This window comes from Aeromonas allosaccharophila (assembly GCF_000819685.1).
Lineage (GTDB): Bacteria > Pseudomonadota > Gammaproteobacteria > Enterobacterales > Aeromonadaceae > Aeromonas > Aeromonas allosaccharophila.
The window spans coordinates 22,710-46,688 of record NZ_CDBR01000013.1 but is presented as its reverse complement, the minus strand read 5'-3'; the positions used below and the strand labels follow the sequence as shown (position 1 = coordinate 46,688).

Genomic DNA, 23,979 nt, shown 5'->3' with positions numbered 1-23,979 from the left:
GATGGAACATGAAACTACAACCTTTGGCACTGTTCCCCTTGCCTTCCCACATACTGCCGGGCGGCAAGCTTCCTCTGCGTCTGTTCGAGCCACGCCACCTGCAGATGCTCAAGGAGTCATTCATCAACGATCAGGGCTTTGGCATCGTGATGGAAGAGTCGACCACCTCGGGACAATCCGGCCGCATTCTGCCGGTGGGCACCCGGGTCAAGGTGACCGACTTCTACACCCTCAATGATGGCCTGCTAGGTGTGACGGTGCTGGGACTGGAGCGCTTCTGTATCCACGAGATGGAAACAGACGAGATGGGCCTGCGCCGGGCCAAGGTGGAGATGCTGCCCAACTGGCCGAGCACCCACTCAGATTTCAACGACAAGCTGCTGGTCAATCGCCTGCGGGAAGTGTTCGAGCAGTATCCGGAGCTTGATGAGCTCTATCCGGACAAGCGTTTTGAAGATGCCGCCTGGCTCTGCCAGCGCTGGCTCGAGATATTACCGATGCCGATTTATGAAAAGCAGATGCTGATTGCCAAACAAAACAGCGAAGCAGCCCGTAAATTCCTGCATCGCCTGATTTCACAATGACAAAAACAGCGTTGCAAAATGCAATTATTCCAATAATGAAAACATGAAATTCGCATTTTGCGAGTAAGTAGGAACGCAAAACGCCATAACAAGAGAGAGCCGCTGCGCTAAACGGCCAAAATTGAACGCAAAAGAGTCTAAAAAAGTTGGCACAGATTTTTCATATAGATTGATACAACCCGATTTATCCCGTGCTCTCTTCAGTATTTGCTGAAGAACTGGTCAACCCACAAAGTTGACCATTTTTTTTATCCGCGCGTCGGCAACCGCTGACCAAAGTGACGCTGCAAACACTCTCTCAGCCGTGACAAGGTGATAGGCTTGGCGAGAAAGTCATCCATCCCCTGCGCCAGACAGCACGCCTTGTCCTCCGCCATCGCATTGGCCGTCAGGGCAACGATTGGCATGGTGCATCCCAACTCCCGTAACCGGCGAGTAGCTTCCAGTCCGTCCATCAGGGGCATCCGCATATCCATCAGGATCAAATCCGGGAGCTGCTCATCCACCTGTGCCAGCGCCTCCAGACCATTGGCAGCCAGCCGTACCTTGCCCACCAGTTTTTGCAGCATCAGCGATACCACCAGCTGGTTGACCGGACTATCCTCCACCACCAGCACATCCAGCGGCAGCAACGTAGCAACGCTCTCTTCCCGCAGTGGTTGACAATGGCAAGGCAGCGCCATATCCGACAGCTCGAACCAGAAGCAGCTTCCCTTGCCCGGCTCGCTCTTCAGGTGGATCTCCCCCCCCATCAGGGCGACCAGACGCTTGCTGATGGCAAGACCAAGGCCGGTTCCGGAAAAACGTCGGGTGGCCGAGTTATCAACCTGGGAGAAGGGTTCAAACAGCCGCGCCTGATCCGCGTCGGCGATCCCGATCCCGGTGTCGGAGACCGAGACCCGCAACTTCTCATCCTGCCAGCCAAGGTGCAGTGTGACCTGCCCCTGCTCGGTGAATTTGAGGGCGTTGTCCAGCAGATTACCCATCACCTGCGACAGACGCATCGGATCCCCCTGCAACTCCAGAGGGACGGACTCATCAACCCGATAAACCAGCGCAATCCCCTTGGCGGTGGCACGGGCCTGCAGCGGTTCGACCAGGGATTGGCAAAGCTGGATCGGCTGCAGAGTCTCGCAGTGAAACACCAGGGTTTGCGACTCGATTTTCGAAAAATCGAGTACGTCATCGATGATGGTTTGCAGCAATCTGGCCGAGTGGGTGGCGTGGCGCAGCAGGCTCTGTTGCTCCGGCGCCAGCTCGGCATGCTGCACCAGATCGAGCATCCCCAACACAGCATTCATGGGCGAGCGGATCTCGTGGGTCATCATGGCCAGAAACTGGGACTTGGCACGGTTGGCCGCTTCGGCCTCATCCCGCGCCCGCGCCAGCTCCTCTTCACGGCGGATCTGGGAGCTGATATCCCGGGCAGTGCCGCGATAGCCGGTAAAGAGACCTTCATGGTCGAAACAGGGCTCGGCGCTCACCTCCATCCAGCAGGGGCCATCAAGCAGCGCCACCTGCATCCGCACCCCTCGCACCGGCTGGCGCTGTTCCAACAACCGCAGGTATTGCTGCGCCTCGCTGCTCTGCTTGTTGCAGACATAGTCATAGAGGGTCGGCCGGATCGCCTGCGGAGTCAGCTCATCCAGATAACCCGGTTCGGAGGCATAACTGAGGCGATGCTCGGCATCGGTCTCCCAGAACCAGTCGGAGGCCATGGCGGCGAAGCTGCGAAAACGGCGTTCGCTGGCCTGCAGCGCCTCGGTCTTCACCGCCACCTGCTCCTGCAAGCGGGCGCGATAGGTGATGTTGACCAGCGCCTGGGCGATGAGCGGGCGGCAGCGCTCCATGGCCGCCTTGCTGGTGAGATCGAAGGTTCCCGCCCGGGCGTGGCGGCAGATGAGGGTAGCGGTAAAACCGGGAGCCTGCAGCCCGGTCAGCATCACGCTGGCCCAGCCCGGCTCGCTCGCCAGCGGCGCCAGCTCGGGCAACTGGGAAGGGTCGTAGATCACCAGGGTTTCACCGGCGATGGCGCGGGCAAAGGCCGGGGTCATGTGCCAGCTGCGGGCAGCGCGCATCGGCTCGGTACTGAGGTGGGTACTCCCCCGCTCCCCTTCCCAGGCCACCACATCCGCGTGCTCAAAGCCGATAAAGGGTTTGAGCACCTGGATAAGGCTCTCCAGTACCTGCTCCAGCGTCTTGGCATCGGCGAGGGTGGCCACCCCGCCCAGCAGGGTCTGGGACTCGTGACGATACCTGGCCTCGCGCTCGCGGCAACGCATAAGATCGACCAGGGTGGTCTGCAATTTGTCGCCGAGGGCTTCCAGTTCACTGCTGCCAATCATCTTGTTGCCTGCTCTGTTATGTTCTGCCGACTCAGCGGGTCAGAAAAATCACGCTCGATACCATCAGGTTACCGTGAGCCAGTTCGCCATTGGGCAGCCGCCCCTGCTCGCCGAAGGTAAAGGGGGTGATAAACGGGATCTTGCCGAGACGAGCCTGGCTCTGCTCGACAAATTGGCACAACATATCACCTAGCGCCAAACGGCAACCAGCACAAAAGATGATGAGGGCGCCGATCGGCTGCCATTCCACATCGACTCCATAGCCTGGCTCAATGCGCATGGCATTGAGGCTGCGCTGCAGCAACCCCTCCTGACTGCTGTACATCAGCAGCAGGCGCTCCCCCTGCACCACATCGGTAAAGAGCCGCAGCCCGCCCTGTTCGGTCACCGCCTCGGGATGGGAGAGCTTGTAGTAGGGAATGCCATCCAGCGATCCCACTTGACGGGCCAGCGGGGTGAGGGTGGTCTCCCGCAAAATCGCCCCCACCGGCCAGGGCTGCTCGCGTCCGCACCAGCGGGCATAAACCTCGGCGGCGGGCAGGTGATCGATGGTGAGCACCTCCCGCCCGTCGCAAGCGGTGATCTCGCCACTGAATTCGGCAGGGATATAACCGGAGTGAAACTGAAAGGCCAGCTGGCAATCAGGATAGAGCACCGCCAGCGCGATGCCATCCTGACTCACCGCCTCATCCCAGCAGAGTTGCCACTCGCCGCTGACGCTGTTGTCTGCCGCGGATCCACCGACCACCGGCACCGAGGCTCCGAGTTCGGCCTCGATACCGGCCAGCAGCCCCTCCTCCTTGCCGGGACTGGCGTGAAACAGGATCAGCTGGGGCAACTCGCCCGGTCGACCACAATCGCTCATGGCTCGGCGCAGCAACTGCCGCACATCCACCCCGTCACCGCTGGCACCGGCCACCCCGAAGGCCCCTTTCTCGTCATAAAAAGCTGCCACCGCCACTCCGAACCCCTCTATGGCGTGGTGCCCCATCTCGGTCATGACGCCACCGCAGGAGCTGCACCCCAGCAGACGGGTGGTCGGGAACTGGCGTTTGAGCGCGTCGCGCAGTATCGCCCCGTCATGGGCTTGGGTAAAATAGAGCAGCAGCAGGGAGGGTGCCTGATCGGCATGGTGGCGCAACTGCGTGCAGATCTCTTGGGCCGCCAGCGATGAATTCCGGGCGAGGGAGTGAACGGTCAGAAATTTCAACACCATCTCCTTGTTTTATCGGATAGCAGTCGCAAGCAAAAATCATACCCTTATCAAACAATTATCTCGCTTCACTTGCTAACATAGCGGTCAACTGAGACCAATGACAGGATGCCCACATGTGGCAAAAAAACATCAATGACTTCGATCGGGTCGTTGCCATCGGTGGTGGCCACGGCATGGGTCGCGTGCTCTCGTCCCTCTCGTTTCTCGGTCAACGGCTCACCGGCATTGTCACCACCACCGATGATGGTGGCTCGACCGGACGGCTGCGCAAGAGTCAGGAGTGCATCGCCTGGGGCGATCTGCGCAACTGCCTGAACCAGCTGGTGACCGATCCCAGTATCGGCAGCCTGTTGTTCGAGTACCGCTTCGCCGGCAAAGGCGAGCTGGCGGGCCACAACCTTGGCAACCTGATGCTGCTGGCGCTCGATAATCTCTGTGTCCGTCCTCTTGATGCTATCAAGCTGATCAGTGACATGCTCAAAATCGAGTCACAATTGCTACCCATGTCTGAATTTCCCACCGACCTCTGCGCCCATATGGAGTGTGGCACCCAGATCCTGGGAGAGGTATCCATCGATCAACTGGCCACGCCGCCCCTCTCCCTCGGCCTGATACCGGAGGTGCAAGCGACCCGGGAAGCGGTGCTGGCACTGCAGCAGGCGGACATGATCATTCTGGGGCCGGGCAGTTTTCTCACCTCCATCATGCCGCCACTGCTGCTGGCCGAGATTGCCCAGGCCATCAACGAGAGCAGCGCCATGCTGGTCTTTGTCTGCAATCTGGTGGCGGAAAACGGCCCTGCCAGCCAGCTGGATCTGATGAGTCAGTGTCGCTGGCTGGAGTCCCGGGTCGGTCAGGGTCGGCTGGATGCCATCCTGGCCCCCCGGGGCGCGGGTGATGCGGGCGCCTGGCAGGGTCGGTTGATCGACGCCGATCTGGGTGAGCTCGAATTGCCCCATCGACACGATCGGTTGAAGCTGAAACTGGCGCTGGACCGGATCATCCAGCAACTGCTCAACCAACGTTAGGCAACGGCCACGGCGCCCCGGCATCCCTGCATAACGCCGCCGTTACTGATAATCGGCAAGAAACGCCAGCACCCGGGGCAAGGAGGCCTCCAGCAGTTGCAACTGGCGCTCTGCCTCGGCCACATCCGCCTGCTTGCAAGCCATCTCCAGCGCAATCACCTGCTGATAGCTCGGCATGGCGCCGTAGCTGCCACAGGATGATTTCATGCTGTGTGCCACCCGGGCCAGCGCCTCCCACTCTCCCTGCTCATAAAGGGGTCTGAGCTGACTCAGCTGCTCGCCCACCTCTTCGATAAATACTGCGATGACCACCGGCAGCATATCCTGACCAATATCCTCTGCCAGCTGCTGCAACACCTTGCGATCCACCCACTCCATGCGAGGCTCCTCCAGAACGGTATTCAAACAGACCATACTATAGATAGTTTTCGATGTCGTGGCTCACGGCCAGACAGTGATGCCCCATCCGACTGGATAGCTCGGGGAATGAAGTGGCAAAAAATGTGATCGGTATCGAAATAGCGATGCTGAAACGCCCGTAAAGACAACAACCTCATTGCCACAAATTAACAATTGATCAACACTCAATTTCGTCAGAGTGATGATGCTCAGCAACACCTCTCATCCCTTTTGCCTTTTATGGCTGCTGCGAAGAACCAGGGTAGGAATCTACCCTGGTATTTTTTTATCTCACTCAGGCACGACCTGATTGGTCGCCACCCGCTCCCCCATGCGAAACAGATTGAACTCGCCGGGCGCCATTTTGACCCAGTTCTCATTGCCGGTCAGCGGACGGGTGGTGATCAGGGTCACCACATCGTTGGGGGTGGTCTCGCTTTGAAAGTCGATCACCACCTCCTCATCCAGCAGGCTCGCCTCGCCAAACGGCGCACAGCGGGTCAACCAGTGTAGGTTGTTGGTGCAGTAGCTCATCACATACTCCCCGTCCGAGAGCAGCATGTTGAACACCCCGAACGCTCTGAGCTCATCACACAAGGTAGCGAGATAGCGAAACATGGCGGGAAAGTTGGCCGGACGCTTGGGATATTTCTGCTCCAGCCGATCGAGCAGCCAGCAGAAGGCATGCTCGCTGTCGGTATCCCCCACCGGGCGGTGACGGCCGGTTGGCAGCTTCTTGTAGCCGGTCAGCTGACCGTTGTGGGCGAAGGTCCAGTAACGGCCCCACAGCTCACGGGTAAAGGGGTGGGTATTTTCCAGTGACACGCAGCCACGGTTGGCCTGCCGAATGTGGCTGACCACAGCGCAGCTCTTGATGGGCAGCGCCTGTACCAGTCTGGCGATGGGAGATTGGGCGCTGGGCTCGGGATCCTTGAAGGTGCGAAAGCCCTTCCCCTCGTAGAAGGTGATCCCCCAGCCATCCTTGTGGGGCCCGGTCTTGCCGCCGCGCAGCATCAACCCGGTAAAGCTGAAGCAGATATCGGTCGGCACATTGGCACTCATGCCGAGCAGTTCGCACATATCCGGCAGACTCCTTTCATGATTTGGCTTGTGTCATGTTCGACCAGCACGCTGGTTCGACAGACAGCAGGGGAAGGCGCAATCCCTTCCCCTGTGACTGGCAACAACCGGCCGATGGCGAACCATGCTACCGGCGTTGCCCTTGTCTGGTGACGATGGCCTGATTACTTGGCCATCTCTTTTTCGACCAGCTGGATCAGGATGTGGATCACCTTGATGTGCACTTCCTGAATACGGTCGGCATAGCCAAAGTGCGGCACCCGGATCTCGACATCCGCCAGACCCGCCATCTTGCCGCCATCCTTGCCGGTCAGGGCGATCACTTTCATCCCTTTGGCGCGGGCCGCCTCGATGGCTTTCAGGATATTGCCGGAGTTACCGCTGGTGGAGATACCAAGCAGCACGTCGCCACGGCGGCCGACCGCTTCTACGTAGCGGGAGAAGACATAGTCATAGCCAAAGTCGTTGGAGACGCAGGAAAGGTGGCTCGGATCGGAGATGGCGATACCGGCATAACCCGGGCGGTTCTCGCGGTAACGACCGGTCAGCTCTTCCGCGAAGTGCATGGCGTCACAGTGGGAGCCACCGTTGCCACAAGAGAGCACCTTGCCCTCTTCCTTGAAAGAGTCAGCCAGCAGTTTGGCGGCCGCTTCGATGTTTTTCAGGTTCTGCTCATCAGCCAGGAAGGCCTGCAGCACGCTGGCAGCTTCGGTCAGTTCATTGCGGATCAATTCTTGGTACATGATGTCTCTTCCACTGTTTTAGTGTGCGTGTAAATCGCGGCTATTCTCGCACAAGCGAATCGCACAGTCGCCCCCTGCGAGCCACAGCGCTGGCGGCGCGTGAGCGTTATGGGGATCACAGAGAGAAGGTAATGAAGATGTAAACAGCTTGATAACTTTGTGCGTATGAATTACAACAGGGGCCACATCCAACAGGTCTGACCTCTGGATCAGTTACGCCACGTTGGCAACCTAACCACGCAAGGAGCAAGCAATGACGACGACCCTCACTCTGCTCGGGGTGATCCTGGTTATCGGAGCCCTGGCCTATCGCCGGGCATCCCTGTTCATCTCCACCCTGGTCACCGGCGCCGCCCTGGTGCTTGGCGCCATCTATGGTCATGTGCCCTTGCTGGTATGGGCCCTGTTCACGGTGATCGCCATCCCGCTCAATCTGGTGGAATTTCGCCGCAATCAAATAACCAAGCCGCTGTTCAAGATCTACAAATCGATCATGCCGGAGATGTCCCGCACCGAGAAAGAGGCGATTGAAGCGGGCACCACCTGGTGGGAAGCCGATCTGTTCGCGGGCAACCCGGACTGGAAAAAGCTGCACGCCATCCCGGTCAGCACCCTCTCTGCCGAAGAGCAAGCCTTTATGGATGGTCCGGTCGAGGAAGTGTGCCGCATGGTGAGCGACTGGGAAGTGACCCACGAGCGCGCGGATCTCTCCCCCGAGGTGTGGCAATACCTGAAGGACAACAAGTTCTTCGCCATGATCATCAAGAAGAAATATGGCGGTCTGGAGTTCTCGGCCTACGCCCAGTCCTGCGTCCTGCAAAAGCTGTGCGGCGCCAGCGCCGTGCTCGCCTCCACCGTTGGCGTACCCAACTCGCTGGGCCCGGGCGAACTGCTGCAACACTATGGCACCGACGAGCAGAAGGATTACTACCTGCCCCGCCTGGCGGTAGGTAAAGAGATCCCCTGCTTCGCCCTGACCAGCCCGGAAGCGGGTTCTGATGCCGGTTCCATCCCCGACTTCGGTATCGTCTGCAAGGGCGAGTGGGAAGGCAAAGAGGTGCTCGGTATGCGCCTCACCTGGAACAAGCGCTACATCACGCTCGCCCCCATTGCTACCGTGCTGGGTCTCGCCTTCAAACTGCGTGATCCGGAACACCTGCTGGGTGAAGAGGAAGAGCTCGGTATCACCTGCGCCCTCATTCCCACTCACATCAAGGGTGTCGGCATTGGCCGTCGCCACTTCCCGCTCAACGTGCCGTTCCAGAACGGCCCGACCCAGGGCAAGGATGTGTTCGTCCCGCTCGATTTCATCATCGGTGGCCCGGCCATGGCTGGTCAGGGCTGGCGCATGCTGGTCGAGTGTCTGTCAGTCGGTCGCGGCATCACCTTGCCCTCCAACAGCACCGGTGGCGTCAAGATGCTGGCCCTGGCGAGCGGCGCCTACAGCCGCATCCGTCGCCAGTTCAAGCTGCCCATCGGTAAGATGGAAGGGATTGAAGAGCCGCTGGCCCGCATCGGCGGCAACGCCTACATCATGGGCGCCGCAGCCAACCTGACCGTGACCGGTATCGACCTTGGCGAGAAGCCCTCGGTCATCTCCGCCATCGTCAAATACCACCTCACCGACCGTGCCCAGAAGTGCATCATCGATGCCATGGACATCCACGGCGGCAAGGCGATCTGCATGGGCCCCAACAACTATCTGGCCCGTGGCTATCAGGGTGCCCCCATCGCCGTTACGGTGGAAGGGGCCAACATCCTGACCCGCAGCATGATCATCTATGGTCAGGGCGCTATCCGCTGCCACCCGTATGTACTGCCGGAGATGCTGGCTGCCAGCCATCCCGACAAGGAGCAGGCGCTGAAGGATTTCGACAAGGCGGTATTCAGCCACGTCGGCTTTGCCATCAGCAACCTGGTGCGCAGCTTCTGGCTCGGTATCACCGGCGCCCGCTTTGCCGCGGCCCCTTACAAGGATCAGACCAAGGGCTACTACCAGCAACTCTCCCGCCTCTCGGCCAACCTGGCGTTCCTGTCAGACATGGCGATGGGTACTCTGGGTGGCGAGCTCAAACGCAAGGAGCGGGTCTCCGCCCGTCTTGGCGACGTGCTGAGCCAGCTCTATCTGGCCTCCAGCGCCCTCAAGCGCTATCAGGACGAGGGACGCCAGCAGGCCGACCTGCCGCTGCTGCACTGGGCACTGCAAGATGCAATGTTCAAGGCACAAGAGGCGATCGACGAACTGCTGCGCAACTTCCCGAACCGCTGGATTGGCCTTGCCCTGCGCGCCGTGGTGCTGCCGCTGGGTCGTGACCTGAACCGTCCGTGCGACAAGCTGGACCAGCAAGTGGCCCGTCTGCTGCAAACCCCGAGCGAGACCCGCAGCCGCCTGGCCAAGGGGCAATACCTGACTCGCGAAGAGGGCAACCCCTTCGGTCTGCTGGAGCAGGCGCTCGATGACGTGCTGGCCGCCGAGCCGCTGTTCGAGAAAGTCTGCAAGAGCGATGGTATCAAGCGTCCCTTCATGGCGCTGGACAAGGTGGCCGACATCGGCCTGGCCGCTGGTGTACTGACCCAGAGCGAAGCCGAGCTGCTGCGCCGCGCCGAGGTAAGTCGCCTGCGCACCATCAACGTCGATGATTTTGACCCCATCGATCTGGTGGCCAACAAGAAGCTGTTTGAAGCCTCCGCTTACCATCACGCGGCCTGATAACCACATCTCGACAACGCCTCCCTTGTGGAGGCGTTTTTTATGCGAGCTCACCCCCATTCACGACCCCCACTGCCACTACTTGCACTCAAAGCTCCCCCGACCAGATGCGGGCCCCGTGTGGTCAGCCGGGAAAAAAGGCACAATAGCCGACAAATCGAATCACCAAGGAAGCCAAGATGACCCTTGAGCACCTGATCCTGTGGCGCCGCGACCTGCACCGCCTGCCGGAAGCCGCCTGGAAAGAGTTTCGCACCACCAGCCTGATTGCCCACCACCTGAGCGAGCTCGGTTATCGCATCGTGCTCGGCGACAAGCTGCTGGCCAGCAATCTGATGATGGGGCGCGATGTGGATGTGGCGGCCGAGAAGGCTCGCGCCCGCCGTCAGGGAGCCCATCCCGACTGGCTGGAGCGGATCGGCGATGTCACCGGGCTGATGGGAGAGCTGGATACCGGCCGTCCCGGCCCGACCCTGGCCTTTCGCTTCGACATCGACGCGGTGGAGGTAGAAGAGTCCGATGCCGAACAGCACCAGCCGCAGCAAGAGGGCTTTGCCTCCCACAACAAGGGGTGGATGCACGCCTGTGCCCACGATGGCCACACCGCCATCGGCATGGGGCTGGCCAGCCAGCTGATGGCGATGAAGGAGCAGCTGTGCGGTCGCATCAAGCTGTTCTTCCAACCCGCCGAAGAGGGATGTCGCGGTGGCAAGGCGCTGGCCGCCGGTGGCGCACTCGATGACGTGGATGCCCTGCTCTCGCTCCATATCGGCATTCACGCCGGCAGCGGCGAGCTGGTGATCAACCCCACCGAATTTCTCTGCTCCACCAAGTTCGATGTCCACTTTATGGGCACCGCGGCCCACGCCGGGCTCGAGCCCAACGCTGGCAGCAATGCGCTGGCCGCCGCCTGCATGGCCACCACCGCCATGCTCGGCATTCCCCGCCACCGCGACGGCATGACCCGCATCAATGTCGGCCAGCTTCACGGCGGTAGCGGGCGCAATGTCATTCCCGACCATGCCGAGCTGCACGGAGAAACCCGTGGCGCCGACAGCACCCTCAACGACTACATGTTCAGTCAGGTGCAGCGCATCGTCGAAGGCACCGCTCTCGCCCACGGCGTCACCTACCGCATCATCAAACAGGGTGAGGCGATTGCCCTCGACAACAGCCCGGCGCTGCAAGCCGAGCTGGCGGCGCTGGCCCGTAAGCAGGGGCTTGCTACCATCCAGACCCGCCGCTTTGGCGCCAGCGAAGATGCCGGTTTTCTGATGGAGCGGGTGCAAAAGCAGGGGGGCGAAGCGGCTTACCTCATCCTGGGAGCCGATCTGGCGGCGCCGCACCACCATAACAAATTCGATTTCGATGAGCGGGTGATGCAAAGCGGGGTCGATCTGCTGGCCGCTTGGGCGCTCACACGGCTGGGCGTGACAGAACCAGCCCTGAGCTAACGCGGCCCCCCCCCTTGTTATCTCGCGCAGTCCAATTACTGACTGACGGGATCAAAAAAGGCGCCTCGGCGCCTTTTTCTGCAACAAAACCTGAGCGCTATTCGCGGAGCTTGCGATGCACATCGGGGCGGCCGCCGGTCACGCTGTCGGCTCGCCCCTCCTCTTTGGCCTTCTCGGCGCGCTTCTTGCGCATCTCGCGCGGATCGGCGATGAGCGGGCGGTAGATCTCGATGCGATCGCCGTCGTGCAGCGGCTCGCTCCCTTTCACCGGACGGCTGTAGATGCCGAACTTGTTGACCGCCAGATCGATCTCGGGGTGCTTTTGCACGATGCCGGACTGCTCGATGGCTGCCTGCACACAGGTCTCGGGCGCCACCCGCAGCGCAATCACCGTCTGCTGCTGCGGCAAGGCATAAACGACTTCGATATTGAGCTGGTCAGACACCGTATACCACCTTGGCGCGGTTTGAGAAGGCAGAGACCATGGAGCTCACCAGATCGCGGAACACCTGACCGAACGCCACCTCGATCAGCTTGGAGGTGAATTCGAAATCGAGATCAAACTCCACCTTGCAGGCGTCCACATCGAGCGGGGTAAAGGTCCACCAACCCGCCAGCTTGCGGAACGGGCCATCCACCAGCTCCATCCTGATCTGACGGTTCACATCCAGCTGATTGCGGGTGGTAAACGTCTTGGCGATGCCCGCCTTGGCCACATCGACCGACGCCATCATGTAGTCATCGCCAGCTTCGTGGACACGGCTGCCGACACAGCCGGGCAAAAACTGCGGATAGGCATCCACATCGTTAACCAACTTGAACATCTGTTCTGCACTGAACATCACCAGGGCACTGCGCGTAATTCGGGGCATGGCTTTTCCTCATCCAATCGGCGCGATTTTATCACCATGTTTCGGGTTGTGGAGGTAAAACCTCAACCAAACCGCTCACAAAGCCACCACTTGACCTGCTGCGCGTTTTACAGCCGCTCACGCCTACGTATAATACGAGCCTCCTAGTCATTGCCGGAAATCGCCCGTCATGAGCAAAAAAAACAGTAAAAACAAAGCCGGGTCCAGCACCATTGCACTCAACAGAACCGCCCGCCACGAATACTTCATCGAAGAAAGAGTGGAAGCCGGTCTGTCCCTGCAAGGGTGGGAAGTCAAATCCCTACGGGCGGGCAAGGCCAACATCAGCGAAGCCTATGTCATCTTCTTGCAAGGAGAAGCCTTCCTGTTTGGCTCCACCTTCCTGCCACTAAACGCGGCATCCAGCCATGTGGTCTGTGACCCGACCCGGACCCGCAAACTGCTGCTGAGCCGTCGCGAACTCGACAAACTCGAAAGCCTGACCGCCCGTCAGGGTTACACCATAGTGCCACTGGCTCTCTACTGGAAAGAGTGCTGGGTCAAGGTCGAGATCGGTCTGGTGAAGGGCAAGAAAGAACACGACAAGCGCGAAGATACCAAGGCCCGCGAATGGGATCGGGAAAAAGCCCGCATCATGAAGAACAAGAATCGCGGCTAATCGGCCGCCCACCGGTTCCAGACGCCCATTCACCTTCCCCCTGCGCAGCGGACCCCTGGTTCAGCTGCGCACAATAAATCGGCAAACAGCGTGGTTGCCAGAGGGAATGGGCATCAACGCCTTGCTATCACAACATTTTTGCGTACAATCACTTTTGACAACTTGGGGCTGATTCTGGATTCGACAAGATTCACGAAACCCAAGGTGCATGCCGAGGTGCGGTAGGCCTCGTTAACAAACCGCAAAAAAATAGTCGCAAACGACGAAAACTACGCACTCGCAGCTTAATAACCTGCGCTGAGCCCTTCTACCCTAGCTTGCCTGTGTCCTAGGGAATCGGAAGGTCATCCTTCACAGGATCGTGTGGAAGTCCTGCTCGGGGCGGAAGCATTAAAACCAATCGAGCTAGTCAATTCGTGGCGTGTCTCTCCGCAGCGGGTTGGCGAATGTAAAGAGTGACTAAGCATGTAGTACCAAGGATGTAGTAATTTTGGACGGGGGTTCAAATCCCCCCAGCTCCACCAAATATTGTTCCGAGAAGGAACGAAGAAGTACAGAAACCCGCACAGCGTAAGGCTTTGCGGGTTTTTTGTTGTCCGATGAAGTCTGAAGTGGTCGCCTAAAACCAGCTTCACTAGTACTATAATTAGTACCACAAGGTTGGTGGTACTAAATTCGATGGTACTAAGGAGCATTAAGGTGACGGTGGAGAAAAAAAGGCGCGAAACAGGTAACTGCAGATTAACCGACCCAAAAATTAAGAACGCCAAGCCATCCGAAGACGCTAAGGCGAAAGGCCAGATGACCACCTTGCGCGATGGTGATGGGTTAGAACTGAGGATCAGTGCAGCGGGTTCAAAGCTCTGGGCCTTCAAATATTCAAAGCCTTCTGACAATAAGCGCACAAACATGAGTTTTGGCACTTACCCAGAGGTGTCCCTTGGCCAAGCCCGTGAACTACTGCGAGAGGCTCGCGCCCTGCTGGCCCAAGGCATTGATCCCAAGCTCCGCAAAGAAGAACAGGCCGCCATGGTCAAAGCCATGGAAGAAGCCAGTAGCAACACCTTTGAACACATGGCATCTAAGTGGCTGGCTCTCAAACGCCATGAGGTAACCAAAGCCTATGCCGACGACTCGTGGCGTTCCCTTGAGATGTATGTTCTACCTTTTATCGGCTCAATGCCTATCAGCCAGATCCGCGCCCCCAAGGTGATTGAGCTGCTGCGTCCACTCGAGGCTGACGGCAAGCTTGAGACGGTGCGCCGCCTGTGCCAACGGATAAACGAAATTCTAGACTACAGCGTGAACCACGGCCTGCTCGCTGCTCCGCGATTCGCAAGGTGTTCAAGAAGCCCGCCAAGAAGCACATGCCCACCCTCAAGCCGGGAGAGTTGCCGCAACTGATGGCCGACATCGCCAATGGCCGCTTGGAGCACAGCACCCGCTGCCAGATTGAATGGAGCCTTCATACCCTTGTTCGCCCCGGTGAATCAGCAGGCACTCGCTGGGACGAGATCGACTTTGAGGCCAAAGTCTGGAACATCCCTGAAGATCGCATGAAGATGGATCGCCCCCACCGGGTTCCGCTCACCCCGCAAGCACTCTCTCTGCTGGAGCACATGAAGCCGATCAGCGGCCACCGTCCTTTTGTGTTCCCTGGCCGCCGCGATCCGCTTGGTCACATCAACGACCAAAGTGCCAATGCGGCCTTAAAACGGCTTGGTTATGGCGGGCGACTAGTGGCTCATGGTTTGCGCTCGCTTGGCAGCACCACGCTCAACGAGCAGGGCTGAATCGCCCCAGGTTTTCTAGACACTCTGTTGCTGAAAAATAAACTGCCTTTCAAACTCTACCGGCGATAGCCCATCATTGGAACCATGGCGCCTGATTGGGTTGTAAAACATCTCGATATAATCAAACACATCGCTGCGGGCTTCGTCTCTTGTCGCGTAAATCCTGCGCTTGATCCGCTCCCGTTTGAGCAACTGGAAGAAGCTCTCTGCGACAGCGTTGTCGTGACAGTTGCCCCGTCGGCTCATACTGCAACTCAGGTTGTGGGCCTTCAGAAAGTCCTGCCATTCACCACCGGTAAACTGGCTGCCCTGACCCGAATGTACCAGTACCGGCTGCTTGGGCTTGCGCCGCCAGACGGCCATCAATAACGCATCAACCGCCAAGTCTGCCGTCATGCGTGGCTTCATCGCCCAGCCAACTATCTGGCGAGAGAACAGGTCGAGCACCACCGCCAGATACAGCCACCCTTCTTGAGTGCGGATGTAGGTAATGTCAGTCACCCAGGAGATGTTGGGGGCTGACACTTTAAACTGACGTGCCAGCGTGTTTGGGGCAGCCTGCGTGCTCTTGCCTCCATAATGCCCCTTGCGGCGTTGATAGCCTGTTTGCGAACGCAGCCCTTCCCGCTTCATTAATTTGGCCACACGGTGCTTGCCGCAGGCTTCCCCTGCGTCACGAAGGTCGCGATGGATCTTGCGATAGCCGTAGACAGCACCACTTTCCAGCCAGGATTGCTTGACCAATCTGATCAGTCGTTCGTCCTCCTGCTGTCGTGGCGATGCGGGCTGTTTCAGCCACGCGTAGAAGCCACTTCGGTGAACCCCCAGGGTCTGGCACAGGGTAACGACACTGTAGCGGTCGAGTCGGGAGGTTATGAACGCGTACCTTTCCTTGACTCGCTGGTAAAGTACGCGGCGGCCTCCTTTAGGATATTGCGCTTCTCGGTGACCTGGCGCAGTTCGGTTTTCAGGCGGCGGATCTCGGCTTGCAAGGCAGACTCTTCGAGCTGCTGGTCAGCAGGCTTACCGTACTGCCTGAGCCAGGCATACAGACTGTGGCTGGATACCCCAAGGGCTCGTGCAACGTCAGCCACCGGCCGTCCGCGTTCGGAGATTTGTTTAACGGCTTCGATTTTGAATGTTTCTGGATAACGCTGACGGGTCATAACACCTCCAATAGTTACCTCATTTTAAGGCTGTGAGGTGTCTAGGGAACTGGGGGCGATTCAGGGCTGCAGGGCAGCATAGGCGTCATGTTCATAGAAAAACGCCCCAGGCCATCGAGGCCCAGGGCGGTGAATATATCAAAGACCCGTTTTCCGGTAGATCACAATGCGGCTCCTCTTAAGTGAACAGAATTGCCCCGTTACCGGGGGATTTTTATTTCTATCAGTTATCTCAGTTCAACGGCTTAACCCACCAAAAACGCTCTTAACCGGGCAAACTCCGCAGGCAAATTAACAGAGAGCAGCGGCAGCTCGGCGTGTTTGGCGAGCGGGGCGGGCAGCGGTACATCGAGATTGAGGATCTCGTCCACCGACTCCTTGAACTTGGCGGGATGGGCGGTGCAGAGGAAGACCCCTACCTCGTCCTCGGCCAGCTGTTCCCCCAGCAGATCCCAGGCAATCGCCCCGTGGGGTTCACAGAGGTAATCCAGCTGGTGCAGGCGTTTAAGGGCATCGCGAGTCTGCGCATCGTCACGCATGCCGGAACCCAGAGTTTCCAGACCCCAGCCCTTGCGGCGGCAGAGCTCTTCCACCCGCGGCCAGTTGTTGGGGCGGCTGACATCCATGGCGTTCGACAGAGTTGCCACTGTCTGGTGCGGCTCCCACTGACCGGTTTTCAGGTAGCGCGGCACGGTGTCGTTGGCGTTGGTGGCAGCGATAAAGCGCTTCACCGGCAGCCCCAGCGCCTTGGCAATCAAGCCTGCAGTGAGGTTGCCAAAGTTGCCGGACGGCACGCTGATCACCGCCTTGGCGCGGTCGGCTTTCGGCAACTGGGCAACGGCCTCGAAGTAGTAGCAAACCTGCGCCAGCAGACGGCTGATATTGATGGAGTTGGCGGAGTTGAGGCCAATGGCCTTTTTCAACGCTTCGTCGTCAAAAGCCTGTTTTACCAGCGCCTGACAGGCATCGAAGTCGCCGTCGATGGCGATGGTGCGGATATTGCCGCCGAGGGTGCAGAAGAGCTTCTCCTGCAAGGGGCTTATCTTGCCCTTGGGATAGAGGATCACCACTTCAATCCCCTCCAGCCCATAGAAGGCGTGGGCAACGGCTGCGCCGGTGTCGCCGGAGGTGGCGGTGAGTATGGTGATCTTGTCGTTGGTGCGGAAGGTGGCCAGACACTGAGCCATAAAGCGGCCGCCAAAATCCTTGAATGCCAGGGTCGGGCCATGGAACAGCTCAAGGGCATAAGTGCCATCTTTCAATTTGACCAGCGGCGCCGGGAAGGTGAAGGCGGCGTCGATCAGCTCGCTGACCTTGGCGGCGGGCACTTCGTCCCCCAGCAGGTGGCTGATGATGCGGGCAGAGCGTTCGGCCAGCGGCAGAGCGAGCAGGGCATCCACATCGGCGAGCGGTTCGAGTTGTTCGGGGAAAAAGAGCCCCTGTTCGCGACCCAAGCCCTGACGCACCGCCTGCGCAAAGCTCACCTGTTCGCTGTTGTCCTTGATATTGTAAAGATTCATAGCTCGCTTCCTGTTACCCGTGCCCCGGCCATGTCCAGTTTGCAGACCCGGGCAAATCCATCTTCGTTCTGCACGAAATGTGCTTCCATCCAATCCTTCATTCGCTCGGCCTGCGCCAGCTCCTTCATCACCACAAACACGGTGGGACCGGAGCCGGAGATGCCGGTGGCCAGCGCCCCGTTCTGGGCCGCCTGTGCCCGCACCTCGGCAAAGCCTTCAATCAGCGCCGCGCGGTAGGGCTCGGCAATCACGTCTTTCAGTACGCTGGCCGCCAGCCCCTCCTGCCCGGTGTAGCTGGCGTGGACAAAGGCAGCCAGGCGACGGCCGTAGGTGAGGCAATCCTGACGGCGATATTGGGCCGGCAGGATGGCGCGGGCTGCGGCGGTGGAGACCACTGTGCCCGGGTAGCAGACCACCCAGTACCACTGCTCGAACACCGGAATGCCCTGGCTGATAACGCCGTGCTCTTCCAGCACCAGCTGCATGCCGCCGAGATAACAGGGAGCCACGTTGTCGTAGTGAACGGAGCCGGAGATCTTGCCTTCCATCTCCCCCATCAGCAGCAGCATGTCGTGCTCATTGAGCGGCTCGCCGTGAAAGACGTTGAGCCCTTCCAGCGCCGCCACCACGCTGCAGGCGCTCGACCCCAGACCCGAGCCGACCGGCAGGTTCTTCTCCAGCACCATTTCAAGCGGCTTGAGACCAAGACCGCGCTTCTCCAGGGCCTCGCCATAGGCGACCCAGCAGTCGAACAGGATATTTTTTTTCGGATCATCCGGCAGCTTGTGGGCGTAACGGCCCACGGATGAGAGGGCAAACGGCACGTCAGCCCCTTTCACCTGCACCCGATCGCCCAAGAGGGAGCCATCCACGGGGGCGAGCGCCGCCCCCAGTACATCGAATCCCACGCTCAGGTTGGCGCTGGAGGCGGGCGCGTAGGCGACCACGCTACCGTTCTGGTACATGTCTGAACTCATGCTTATAGCTCCTGCTTCCAGTTCTGGGTGCGCAGCACGTCAGCAAAGACGCCCGCCGCGGTCACTTCGGTACCGGCGCCGTAGCCGCGCAGCACCAGCGGGATCGGCTGGTAGTAGGTAGAGAAGAAGGCGAGCGCGTTCTCCCCGTCTTTGACCTTGAACAGCGGCTCATCGCCACCGACCGCCTTGATGGCGACCTTGCACTTGCCACCCTCGATGGAACCCACATAGCGCAGCACCTTGCCTTCACGCTGCGCTGCGGCGAACTGGTCGCGGAACCAGCCGTCGGCTTCAGGAAGACGGGCCATAAAGGCTTCCACGTCGCCACTCACATCGAAGCCGGGCGGCAGCGCCTGCTCCACGTCCACATCGGAGAGCTCCAGCGCCATGCCCGCCTCGCGAGCCAGAATGAGCAGCTTGCGCGCCACATCCATGCCGTTGAGGTCATCGCGGGGATCCGGCTCGGTGAAGCCGTTGCTGCGAGCGATTCGGGTCGCCTCGGAGAAGGCCATCCCCTCATCCAGCTTGCCGAAGATAAAGGAGAGGGAACCGGAGAGGATGCCGTCGAAGGCACGCAGCTTGTCACCGGCCTTGATCAGGTTCTGCAGGTTCTCGATAACCGGCAGACCCGCGCCTACGTTGGTTTCATAGAGGAACTTGCGGCGAGTCTGGCGAGCAGTGCGGCGCAGCGCCTTATAGTAATCGAGCGAACCGGTGTTGGCCTTCTTGTTCGGAGTGACCACATGGAAACCGGCGGCGAGGAAGTCGGCATACTGGACGGCCACCGCCTCGGAGGAGGTGCAGTCAACGATCACCGGGTTGATGATGTGGCTATCTTCCACCAGCTTTTTCACCCCTTCCAGCGAGAAGCTGTCGCGGGCCTCGACCAGCTGTTCACGCCAGTTGGCGAGGTTCAGGCCATCCTTGTTGACCGCCATCTGGCGGCTGTTTGCGATGGCAACGACCCGCAGGCCAGTGCCCTGCTCGGCCAGTACCGGTTGCTGGCGGGCAATCTGATCCACCAGCGCGGCACCGACCCCGCCGACCCCGACCACAAACAGGTCGATAAAGTGCTGGCTGCCAAAGAAGTTCTGGTGACACGCCTTGATCGCTTCCGCCACCTTGCGATCCCGCACCACCGCAGAGATGGAGCGCTCGCTCGACCCTTGCGCGATGGCGACGATATTGATGGAGGCTTGCGCCAGCGAGGTGAAGAAGCGGGCCGCCATCCCTTTGCTGGTGCGCATGCCGTCACCGATGAGGGAGATGATCGCCAGATCGCTGATGATATCCAGCGGCTCCAGCAGCTGGTTTTTGAATTCGAGCTCGAACTCGCGTTCCAGCACCTTGCGGGTCTTCTCACTGTCGTAGCTGTGGATACAGAAGCTGACGCTGTACTCGGAGGATGACTGGGTGATCAGCACGATGCTGACCCCGGCGCGGGAGACGGCGGAGAAGATGCGACCGGCCATGCCGACCATCCCCTTCATGCCGGGGCCGGAGACGTTGAACATGCACATGCCGGACAAGTCGGAGATGGCCTTCACTTTCAGGTCGTCGTCGCCGCTCTCGGGGCCGATCAGGGTGCCCGGCCCTTGCGGGTTGAAGCTGTTCTTGATGAGGCAGGGAATGTGGAACTGGGCCACAGGCGCGATGGTTTTCGGGTGCAGCACCTTGGCGCCGAAGTAGGAGAGCTCCATCGCCTCCTTGTAGGAGAGGGTTTTCAGCAGGTAGGCATCCGGCACCAGACGGGGGTCACAGCTGTAGCAACCCTCGACGTCAGTCCAGATCTCGCAGCACTCGGCATCGACACAGGCAGCCAGCACGGCTGCTGAATAGTCAGAGCCGTTGCGACCCAGCAGCACGGTCTCGCCCTTGTCGCTACCGCCGGTAAAGCCCGGCATCAAGTAAAGGCAGTCGCTGCGTAATCCCTTGGCGGCAAAGCGCAGGCGGGAGGCTTCGATATCGACATGGGCTTCCAGATAGCCGCCGTCGGTGGCCAGCAGCTCTTCCGGTACGATCAGCTCTGGATCCAGACCGCGCACCCGCAGCAGTTCGTGCATAAAGGCGATGGAGAGGTTCTCACCACGGCTCAGAATGCGCGCCTGCACGTTGTCCGGGCAGAGGCCAAGCAGGCTGATGCCCTGCATCAGCCGCTCCACCTGATCCAGCTCGGCAGTGAGACGGGCCAGCAGCGCCTTGTCATCGAGCGCCGGATAGGCCGCCTTCAACCCGGCCAGCAGGCGGGAGAAGATACCGTTCACTTCAAACAGGGTGGAACTGGCATCCATGCCGCGGCTGGTCTGCTCGACCAGCGCCACCAGATGATTGGTCACCTTGGCAGGTGCAGAGAGCACCAGGGCTACCTGAGATTGGCCGTGGGTATTGACCGCGATATCGGCCACCCGTAAAAAACGCTCTGCATCGGCCAGTGAAGACCCGCCAAATTTCAACACTCTCATCGCTTTCTCTCCCTGTAAATCTATGAAATTCAATCTAAAAACCAATCCAACAAAAAGGCCCGTACTGGGTGGGTACGGGCCTTTTTTGATTTCTGTGCTTGTTCGTCAGCGCATCAACCGGCCCCAGTGCCACCTGTGGTGGTACCGGTAATAATGGTGGTGGTGATGACGTTGGTGAATAACTGCATGACGAACACTCGTTGACGAAGCTGGCTTTTAGCAATACCGCGGCGGGCGGCGGGCTGTCAACTTAAACCTCTTTGCTACTTGCGCCCAAAGCGGCGCGCGAGGTCTTTGCAGAGCAGGTGGAGCATGTTCAAATCCCGCTGCGGCAGCATGGGCACCCGGTCCATCACCCATTGATGTAGTTTTTCATCCTGCGAAACCCCAAGCTCACCCAGCAATTCTGCTGTTTTGCTTTTCAGCACCCGAACCTGCCCGGCGTTATCAAAATTTTCTGCTACCGCTGCGGCGCCGTCAGCATTGAGCTCATCCATCAGCTGACTCATCTCGTAGGCGTAGAGCATGATCGCCTGCCCCAGATTGAGGGACGGGTAGCTCACCTTGAGGGGCAGATAGCTGATGAGATCGACCTCGGCCAGCTGCTCGTTGGAGAGCCCCGACTCCTCGCACCCAAAGACGATGGCGACCTTGCCAAGGGATGGCTTGGCGCGGATCTGCTCGCGGATCTCCCCCGGCGTGAGGTAGTGCTGGTAGCGACCGCGCTCACGGGCGGTAGTGGCGATCACCAGATCCATGTCCGCCAGCGCCTCGGGCAGGGTATCGAACGCCTCTGCCTGGGTCAGGATCTCCTGGGCGCCGTGGGCCACCCAGCTCGCCTCCTCCTCTTCGTGTACCCGGCTCGCCACCAGTCGCATGGCATCGAATCCCATGGTTTTCATGGCGCGGGCAGCCGCCCCCACATTCGCAGGACGGGCAGGTGCCACCAGGACAAAATAGAGCTTCATCGGGTTTCCTCACAGGCCGGACGGCCTCTCAAACAGACAGCAAACAGTCGCTAAACCATCAGCAAAACAGGGGCGCAATCTACCGTTTATCCCCGAAAATTGCCACTTGAACAGATGTTTCAATGTTGCGATAGTGGCCTGACGTGTGAACAAATTACACCCAATCCTTCGCGCTATCGGCCCGACAGATCACAAGGAAGAGAGAGATGCAGCAGCCATTGGAACAGGCCGTCGCCGAGACGATTCTGCAACGCTTCGAGTCGTTTTACAGCCGATTTCTCGAAATCACCCAGGGCAGCAAGAGCCGCTTCGAGAACAGTGACTGGCTGGGGGTGCAGCTCGCGGGGCGCGAGCGTATTCGCCTCTATGACCACCATGTGGGGGCTACCGCCAGCTCCATCCGCCAGATGATGGGGGAGCACCACGCCACCCAGGCGCTGCTCAAACAGGTCAAGAGTGCCTTCAGCGATCTGCTGCCCAAGTGCGAGAACTTCGAGGTGGCGGAGTCCTTCTTCAACTCCGTCTATCGCCGGATCTTTCGCCATCGCAACATCCGCGACGAAAACCTCTATATCCACCCCTTTGTCAGCCGTGGCGACAAGCCCGATCTCAGCGCATTGCTGCGCATCTATCGCACCGATCTGGCCCACCTGCCGCAGACCCTGAGCCAGCTGCTGGGGGATTACAGCTTCACCCTCCCCTACGAGGACAAGCAGCGGGATATTGTCGACATCCACCGCCATCTTGCGGAGAACGGCCCGCAAATTCTCCATGACGAGCCGTTTGCCATCGAGCTGCTCAAAGAGGTGTTCTACCGCAACAAGGGGGCCTATCTGGTGGGGCTGATCCGGGCCCGGGATCAGGTGTTCCCCTTTATCCTGCCCCTGCTCAGCACCGGCCACAGCATCTATGTGGACACGGTGATCTTCGAGCCGGATCTCGCCTCCATCGTCTTTGGTTTTGCCCGCGCCTATTTCATGGTCTATGCCCGCGAACCGGCGCTGTTTGTCGCCTTCCTGCGCCAGATCATGCCCCACAAGCCCGATTACGAGATCTACAACGCCATCGGCTGCCAGAAACATGGCAAGACCGAGCTCTATCGCCACTATCGTCACCATCTGGCACAGAGTCGGGATCAGTTCATCATCGCCCCCGGCATCAAGGGGATGGTGATGAGCGTGTTCACCCTCCCCTCCTACGATGTGGTGTTCAAGGTGATAAAAGACGAGTTCACTCCCCCGAAGGATGTGAGCCACGAGCAGGTGAAGGCGAAATACCGGCTGGTAAAACAGCACGATAGGGTTGGCCGGATGGCCGATACCCAGGAGTTCACCAACTTCGAGTTTCCGCTGGATCGCATCTCGCCCGAACTCCTTGCCGAACTCAAGACGGTGGCGCCCTCGGCACTCACCATCAGCGACGACAAGCTGGTGATCAAGCACCTCTATACCGAGCGCAAGATGATCCCCCTCAACCTCTATCTGGACAAGGCGGACGAGCAGCAGACCCGGCTCGCGCTGGAGGAGTACGGCAACGCCATCAAGCAGCTGGCGGCGGCCAACATCTTCCCGGGGGACATGCTGTTCAAGAATTTTGGCGTCACCCGCCACGGCCGGGTGGTCTTCTACGACTACGACGAGATCTGCTACATGACGGAGTGCAACTTCCGCCAGATCCCGCCGCCCCGCTACCCCGAGGATGAGTGGAGCGCCGAGCCCTGGTACTCGGTCGCCCCCAACGACATCTTCCCCGAGGAGTTCGCCACCTTCCTGCTGCAAAAGCCGCAGGTACGGGAGATCATGTTGCAACTGCACAAGGAGATGTTCGACGCCAACTACTGGAAGATGCTGCAGAGCAACATCAAGGTGGGCGTGTTCGAGGATGTCTATCCCTACCGGCGCAAGAAGCGCTTCAAATACCAGCGCGGCGGCTGAGTGCATAGGCGTCCGCGCACATCGCAGTAACGAAAACGGGGTGGCCCAAGCCACCCCGTTTTGCTGACCG

The 23,979-nt window shown here is 59.6% G+C and carries 18 protein-coding genes, 1 other RNA gene and 1 pseudogene; 8 read left to right on the top strand and 12 right to left on the bottom strand.

Annotated features, from left to right (window positions below; all coding sequences use genetic code 11):
- Positions 1-8: 8 nt before the first annotated feature.
- Positions 9-584 carry an LON peptidase substrate-binding domain-containing protein gene (locus BN1115_RS02530; RefSeq protein WP_005334473.1) on the top strand — a complete coding sequence of 192 codons (576 nt, stop codon included), beginning with the start codon at positions 9-11 and terminating at the stop codon, positions 582-584.
- A gap of 248 nt (positions 585-832) precedes the next feature.
- Here the strand turns inward: BN1115_RS02530 and BN1115_RS02525 are convergent, their stop codons facing one another.
- The gene (locus BN1115_RS02525) at positions 833-2,929 is read right to left on the bottom strand and encodes a hybrid sensor histidine kinase/response regulator (protein WP_042655931.1); all 2,097 of its coding nucleotides are present in this window, start codon (positions 2,927-2,929) and stop codon (positions 833-835) included.
- A 31-nt stretch (positions 2,930-2,960) separates the two neighbouring features.
- Positions 2,961-4,145 carry an FIST signal transduction protein gene (locus BN1115_RS02520; RefSeq protein ID WP_042655930.1) on the bottom strand — a complete coding sequence of 395 codons (1,185 nt, stop codon included), beginning with the start codon at positions 4,143-4,145 and terminating at the stop codon, positions 2,961-2,963.
- 113 nt (positions 4,146-4,258) lie between these two features.
- Here BN1115_RS02520 and BN1115_RS02515 point away from each other — a divergent pair, with 113 nt between their 5' ends.
- Complete coding sequence (locus BN1115_RS02515; RefSeq protein ID WP_042655929.1) at positions 4,259-5,173, top strand: gluconeogenesis factor YvcK family protein; 915 nt, start codon at positions 4,259-4,261, stop codon at positions 5,171-5,173.
- Between the two features lie 42 nt (positions 5,174-5,215).
- Here the strand turns inward: BN1115_RS02515 and BN1115_RS02510 are convergent, their stop codons facing one another.
- From BN1115_RS02510 to lpcA, 3 genes are all read right to left on the bottom strand, one after another.
- On the bottom strand, positions 5,216-5,551 hold the full coding sequence (locus tag BN1115_RS02510; protein ID WP_042655928.1) for an Hpt domain-containing protein: 336 nt from the start codon (positions 5,549-5,551) through the stop codon (positions 5,216-5,218).
- Positions 5,552-5,863: 312 nt separating this feature from the next.
- Positions 5,864-6,652: a class II glutamine amidotransferase gene (locus tag BN1115_RS02505; RefSeq protein ID WP_042058097.1), complete on the bottom strand. Its 789-nt coding sequence runs from the start codon at positions 6,650-6,652 to the stop codon at positions 5,864-5,866.
- A gap of 164 nt (positions 6,653-6,816) precedes the next feature.
- Entirely contained in the window at positions 6,817-7,395 is a 579-nt protein-coding gene (gene lpcA / locus BN1115_RS02500; RefSeq protein ID WP_005334485.1) for a D-sedoheptulose 7-phosphate isomerase, read from the bottom strand.
- A gap of 253 nt (positions 7,396-7,648) precedes the next feature.
- Between lpcA and fadE the strand changes: the two genes are divergently transcribed.
- Positions 7,649-10,105, top strand: coding sequence for an acyl-CoA dehydrogenase FadE (fadE, locus tag BN1115_RS02495; protein WP_042655927.1), 2,457 nt, complete (start codon positions 7,649-7,651; stop codon positions 10,103-10,105).
- Between the two features lie 179 nt (positions 10,106-10,284).
- On the top strand, positions 10,285-11,559 hold the full coding sequence (locus BN1115_RS02490; protein ID WP_042655926.1) for an amidohydrolase: 1,275 nt from the start codon (positions 10,285-10,287) through the stop codon (positions 11,557-11,559).
- A 97-nt stretch (positions 11,560-11,656) separates the two neighbouring features.
- Here the strand turns inward: BN1115_RS02490 and BN1115_RS02485 are convergent, their stop codons facing one another.
- Together BN1115_RS02485 and BN1115_RS02480 are read right to left on the bottom strand one after the other, a co-directional pair.
- Complete coding sequence (locus BN1115_RS02485; RefSeq protein WP_040065214.1) at positions 11,657-12,004, bottom strand: RnfH family protein; 348 nt, start codon at positions 12,002-12,004, stop codon at positions 11,657-11,659.
- On the bottom strand, positions 11,997-12,431 hold the full coding sequence (locus BN1115_RS02480; RefSeq protein WP_042062520.1) for an SRPBCC family protein: 435 nt from the start codon (positions 12,429-12,431) through the stop codon (positions 11,997-11,999). The genes BN1115_RS02485 and BN1115_RS02480 overlap by 8 nt, the downstream gene beginning before the upstream one ends.
- Positions 12,432-12,600: 169 nt before the next feature.
- Between BN1115_RS02480 and smpB the strand changes: the two genes are divergently transcribed.
- From smpB to BN1115_RS02470, 3 genes and pseudogenes are all read left to right on the top strand, one after another.
- On the top strand, positions 12,601-13,089 hold the full coding sequence (gene smpB / locus BN1115_RS02475) for an SsrA-binding protein SmpB (RefSeq protein WP_042062518.1): 489 nt from the start codon (positions 12,601-12,603) through the stop codon (positions 13,087-13,089).
- A gap of 164 nt (positions 13,090-13,253) precedes the next feature.
- Positions 13,254-13,613: a transfer-messenger RNA gene (gene ssrA, locus BN1115_RS21465) on the top strand.
- Positions 13,614-13,767: 154 nt separating this feature from the next.
- Positions 13,768-14,879 (top strand): annotated as a pseudogene (locus BN1115_RS02470) (integrase arm-type DNA-binding domain-containing protein); the annotation flags it as partial.
- A gap of 18 nt (positions 14,880-14,897) precedes the next feature.
- Here BN1115_RS02470 and BN1115_RS02465 read toward each other — a convergent pair.
- The 5 genes from BN1115_RS02465 to BN1115_RS02440 all read right to left on the bottom strand — a co-directional run bounded on the left by BN1115_RS02465 (position 14,898) and on the right by BN1115_RS02440 (position 21,975).
- A protein-coding gene (locus tag BN1115_RS02465) for an IS3 family transposase (protein WP_128821527.1) occupies positions 14,898-16,048 on the bottom strand; the annotation gives its coding sequence in 2 pieces (ribosomal slippage) (positions 14,898-15,811 and positions 15,811-16,048; 1,152 coding nt in all).
- Between the two features lie 245 nt (positions 16,049-16,293).
- Complete coding sequence (thrC, locus tag BN1115_RS02455) at positions 16,294-17,568, bottom strand: threonine synthase (protein WP_042655923.1); 1,275 nt, start codon at positions 17,566-17,568, stop codon at positions 16,294-16,296.
- The gene (thrB, locus tag BN1115_RS02450) at positions 17,565-18,545 is read right to left on the bottom strand and encodes a homoserine kinase (protein ID WP_042655922.1); all 981 of its coding nucleotides are present in this window, start codon (positions 18,543-18,545) and stop codon (positions 17,565-17,567) included. Before thrB ends, thrC begins: the two co-directional genes overlap by 4 nt.
- 2 nt (positions 18,546-18,547) lie before the next feature.
- On the bottom strand, positions 18,548-21,007 hold the full coding sequence (thrA, locus tag BN1115_RS02445) for a bifunctional aspartate kinase/homoserine dehydrogenase I (RefSeq protein ID WP_042655921.1): 2,460 nt from the start codon (positions 21,005-21,007) through the stop codon (positions 18,548-18,550).
- Positions 21,008-21,270: 263 nt separating this feature from the next.
- A complete protein-coding gene (locus BN1115_RS02440; protein ID WP_042655920.1) occupies positions 21,271-21,975 on the bottom strand; it encodes a tRNA/rRNA methyltransferase in 705 nt (234 codons plus the stop codon).
- Positions 21,976-22,181: 206 nt separating this feature from the next.
- Between BN1115_RS02440 and aceK the strand changes: the two genes are divergently transcribed.
- The gene (aceK, locus tag BN1115_RS02435) at positions 22,182-23,909 is read left to right on the top strand and encodes a bifunctional isocitrate dehydrogenase kinase/phosphatase (protein ID WP_042655919.1); all 1,728 of its coding nucleotides are present in this window, start codon (positions 22,182-22,184) and stop codon (positions 23,907-23,909) included.
- Positions 23,910-23,979: the final 70 nt, after the last annotated feature.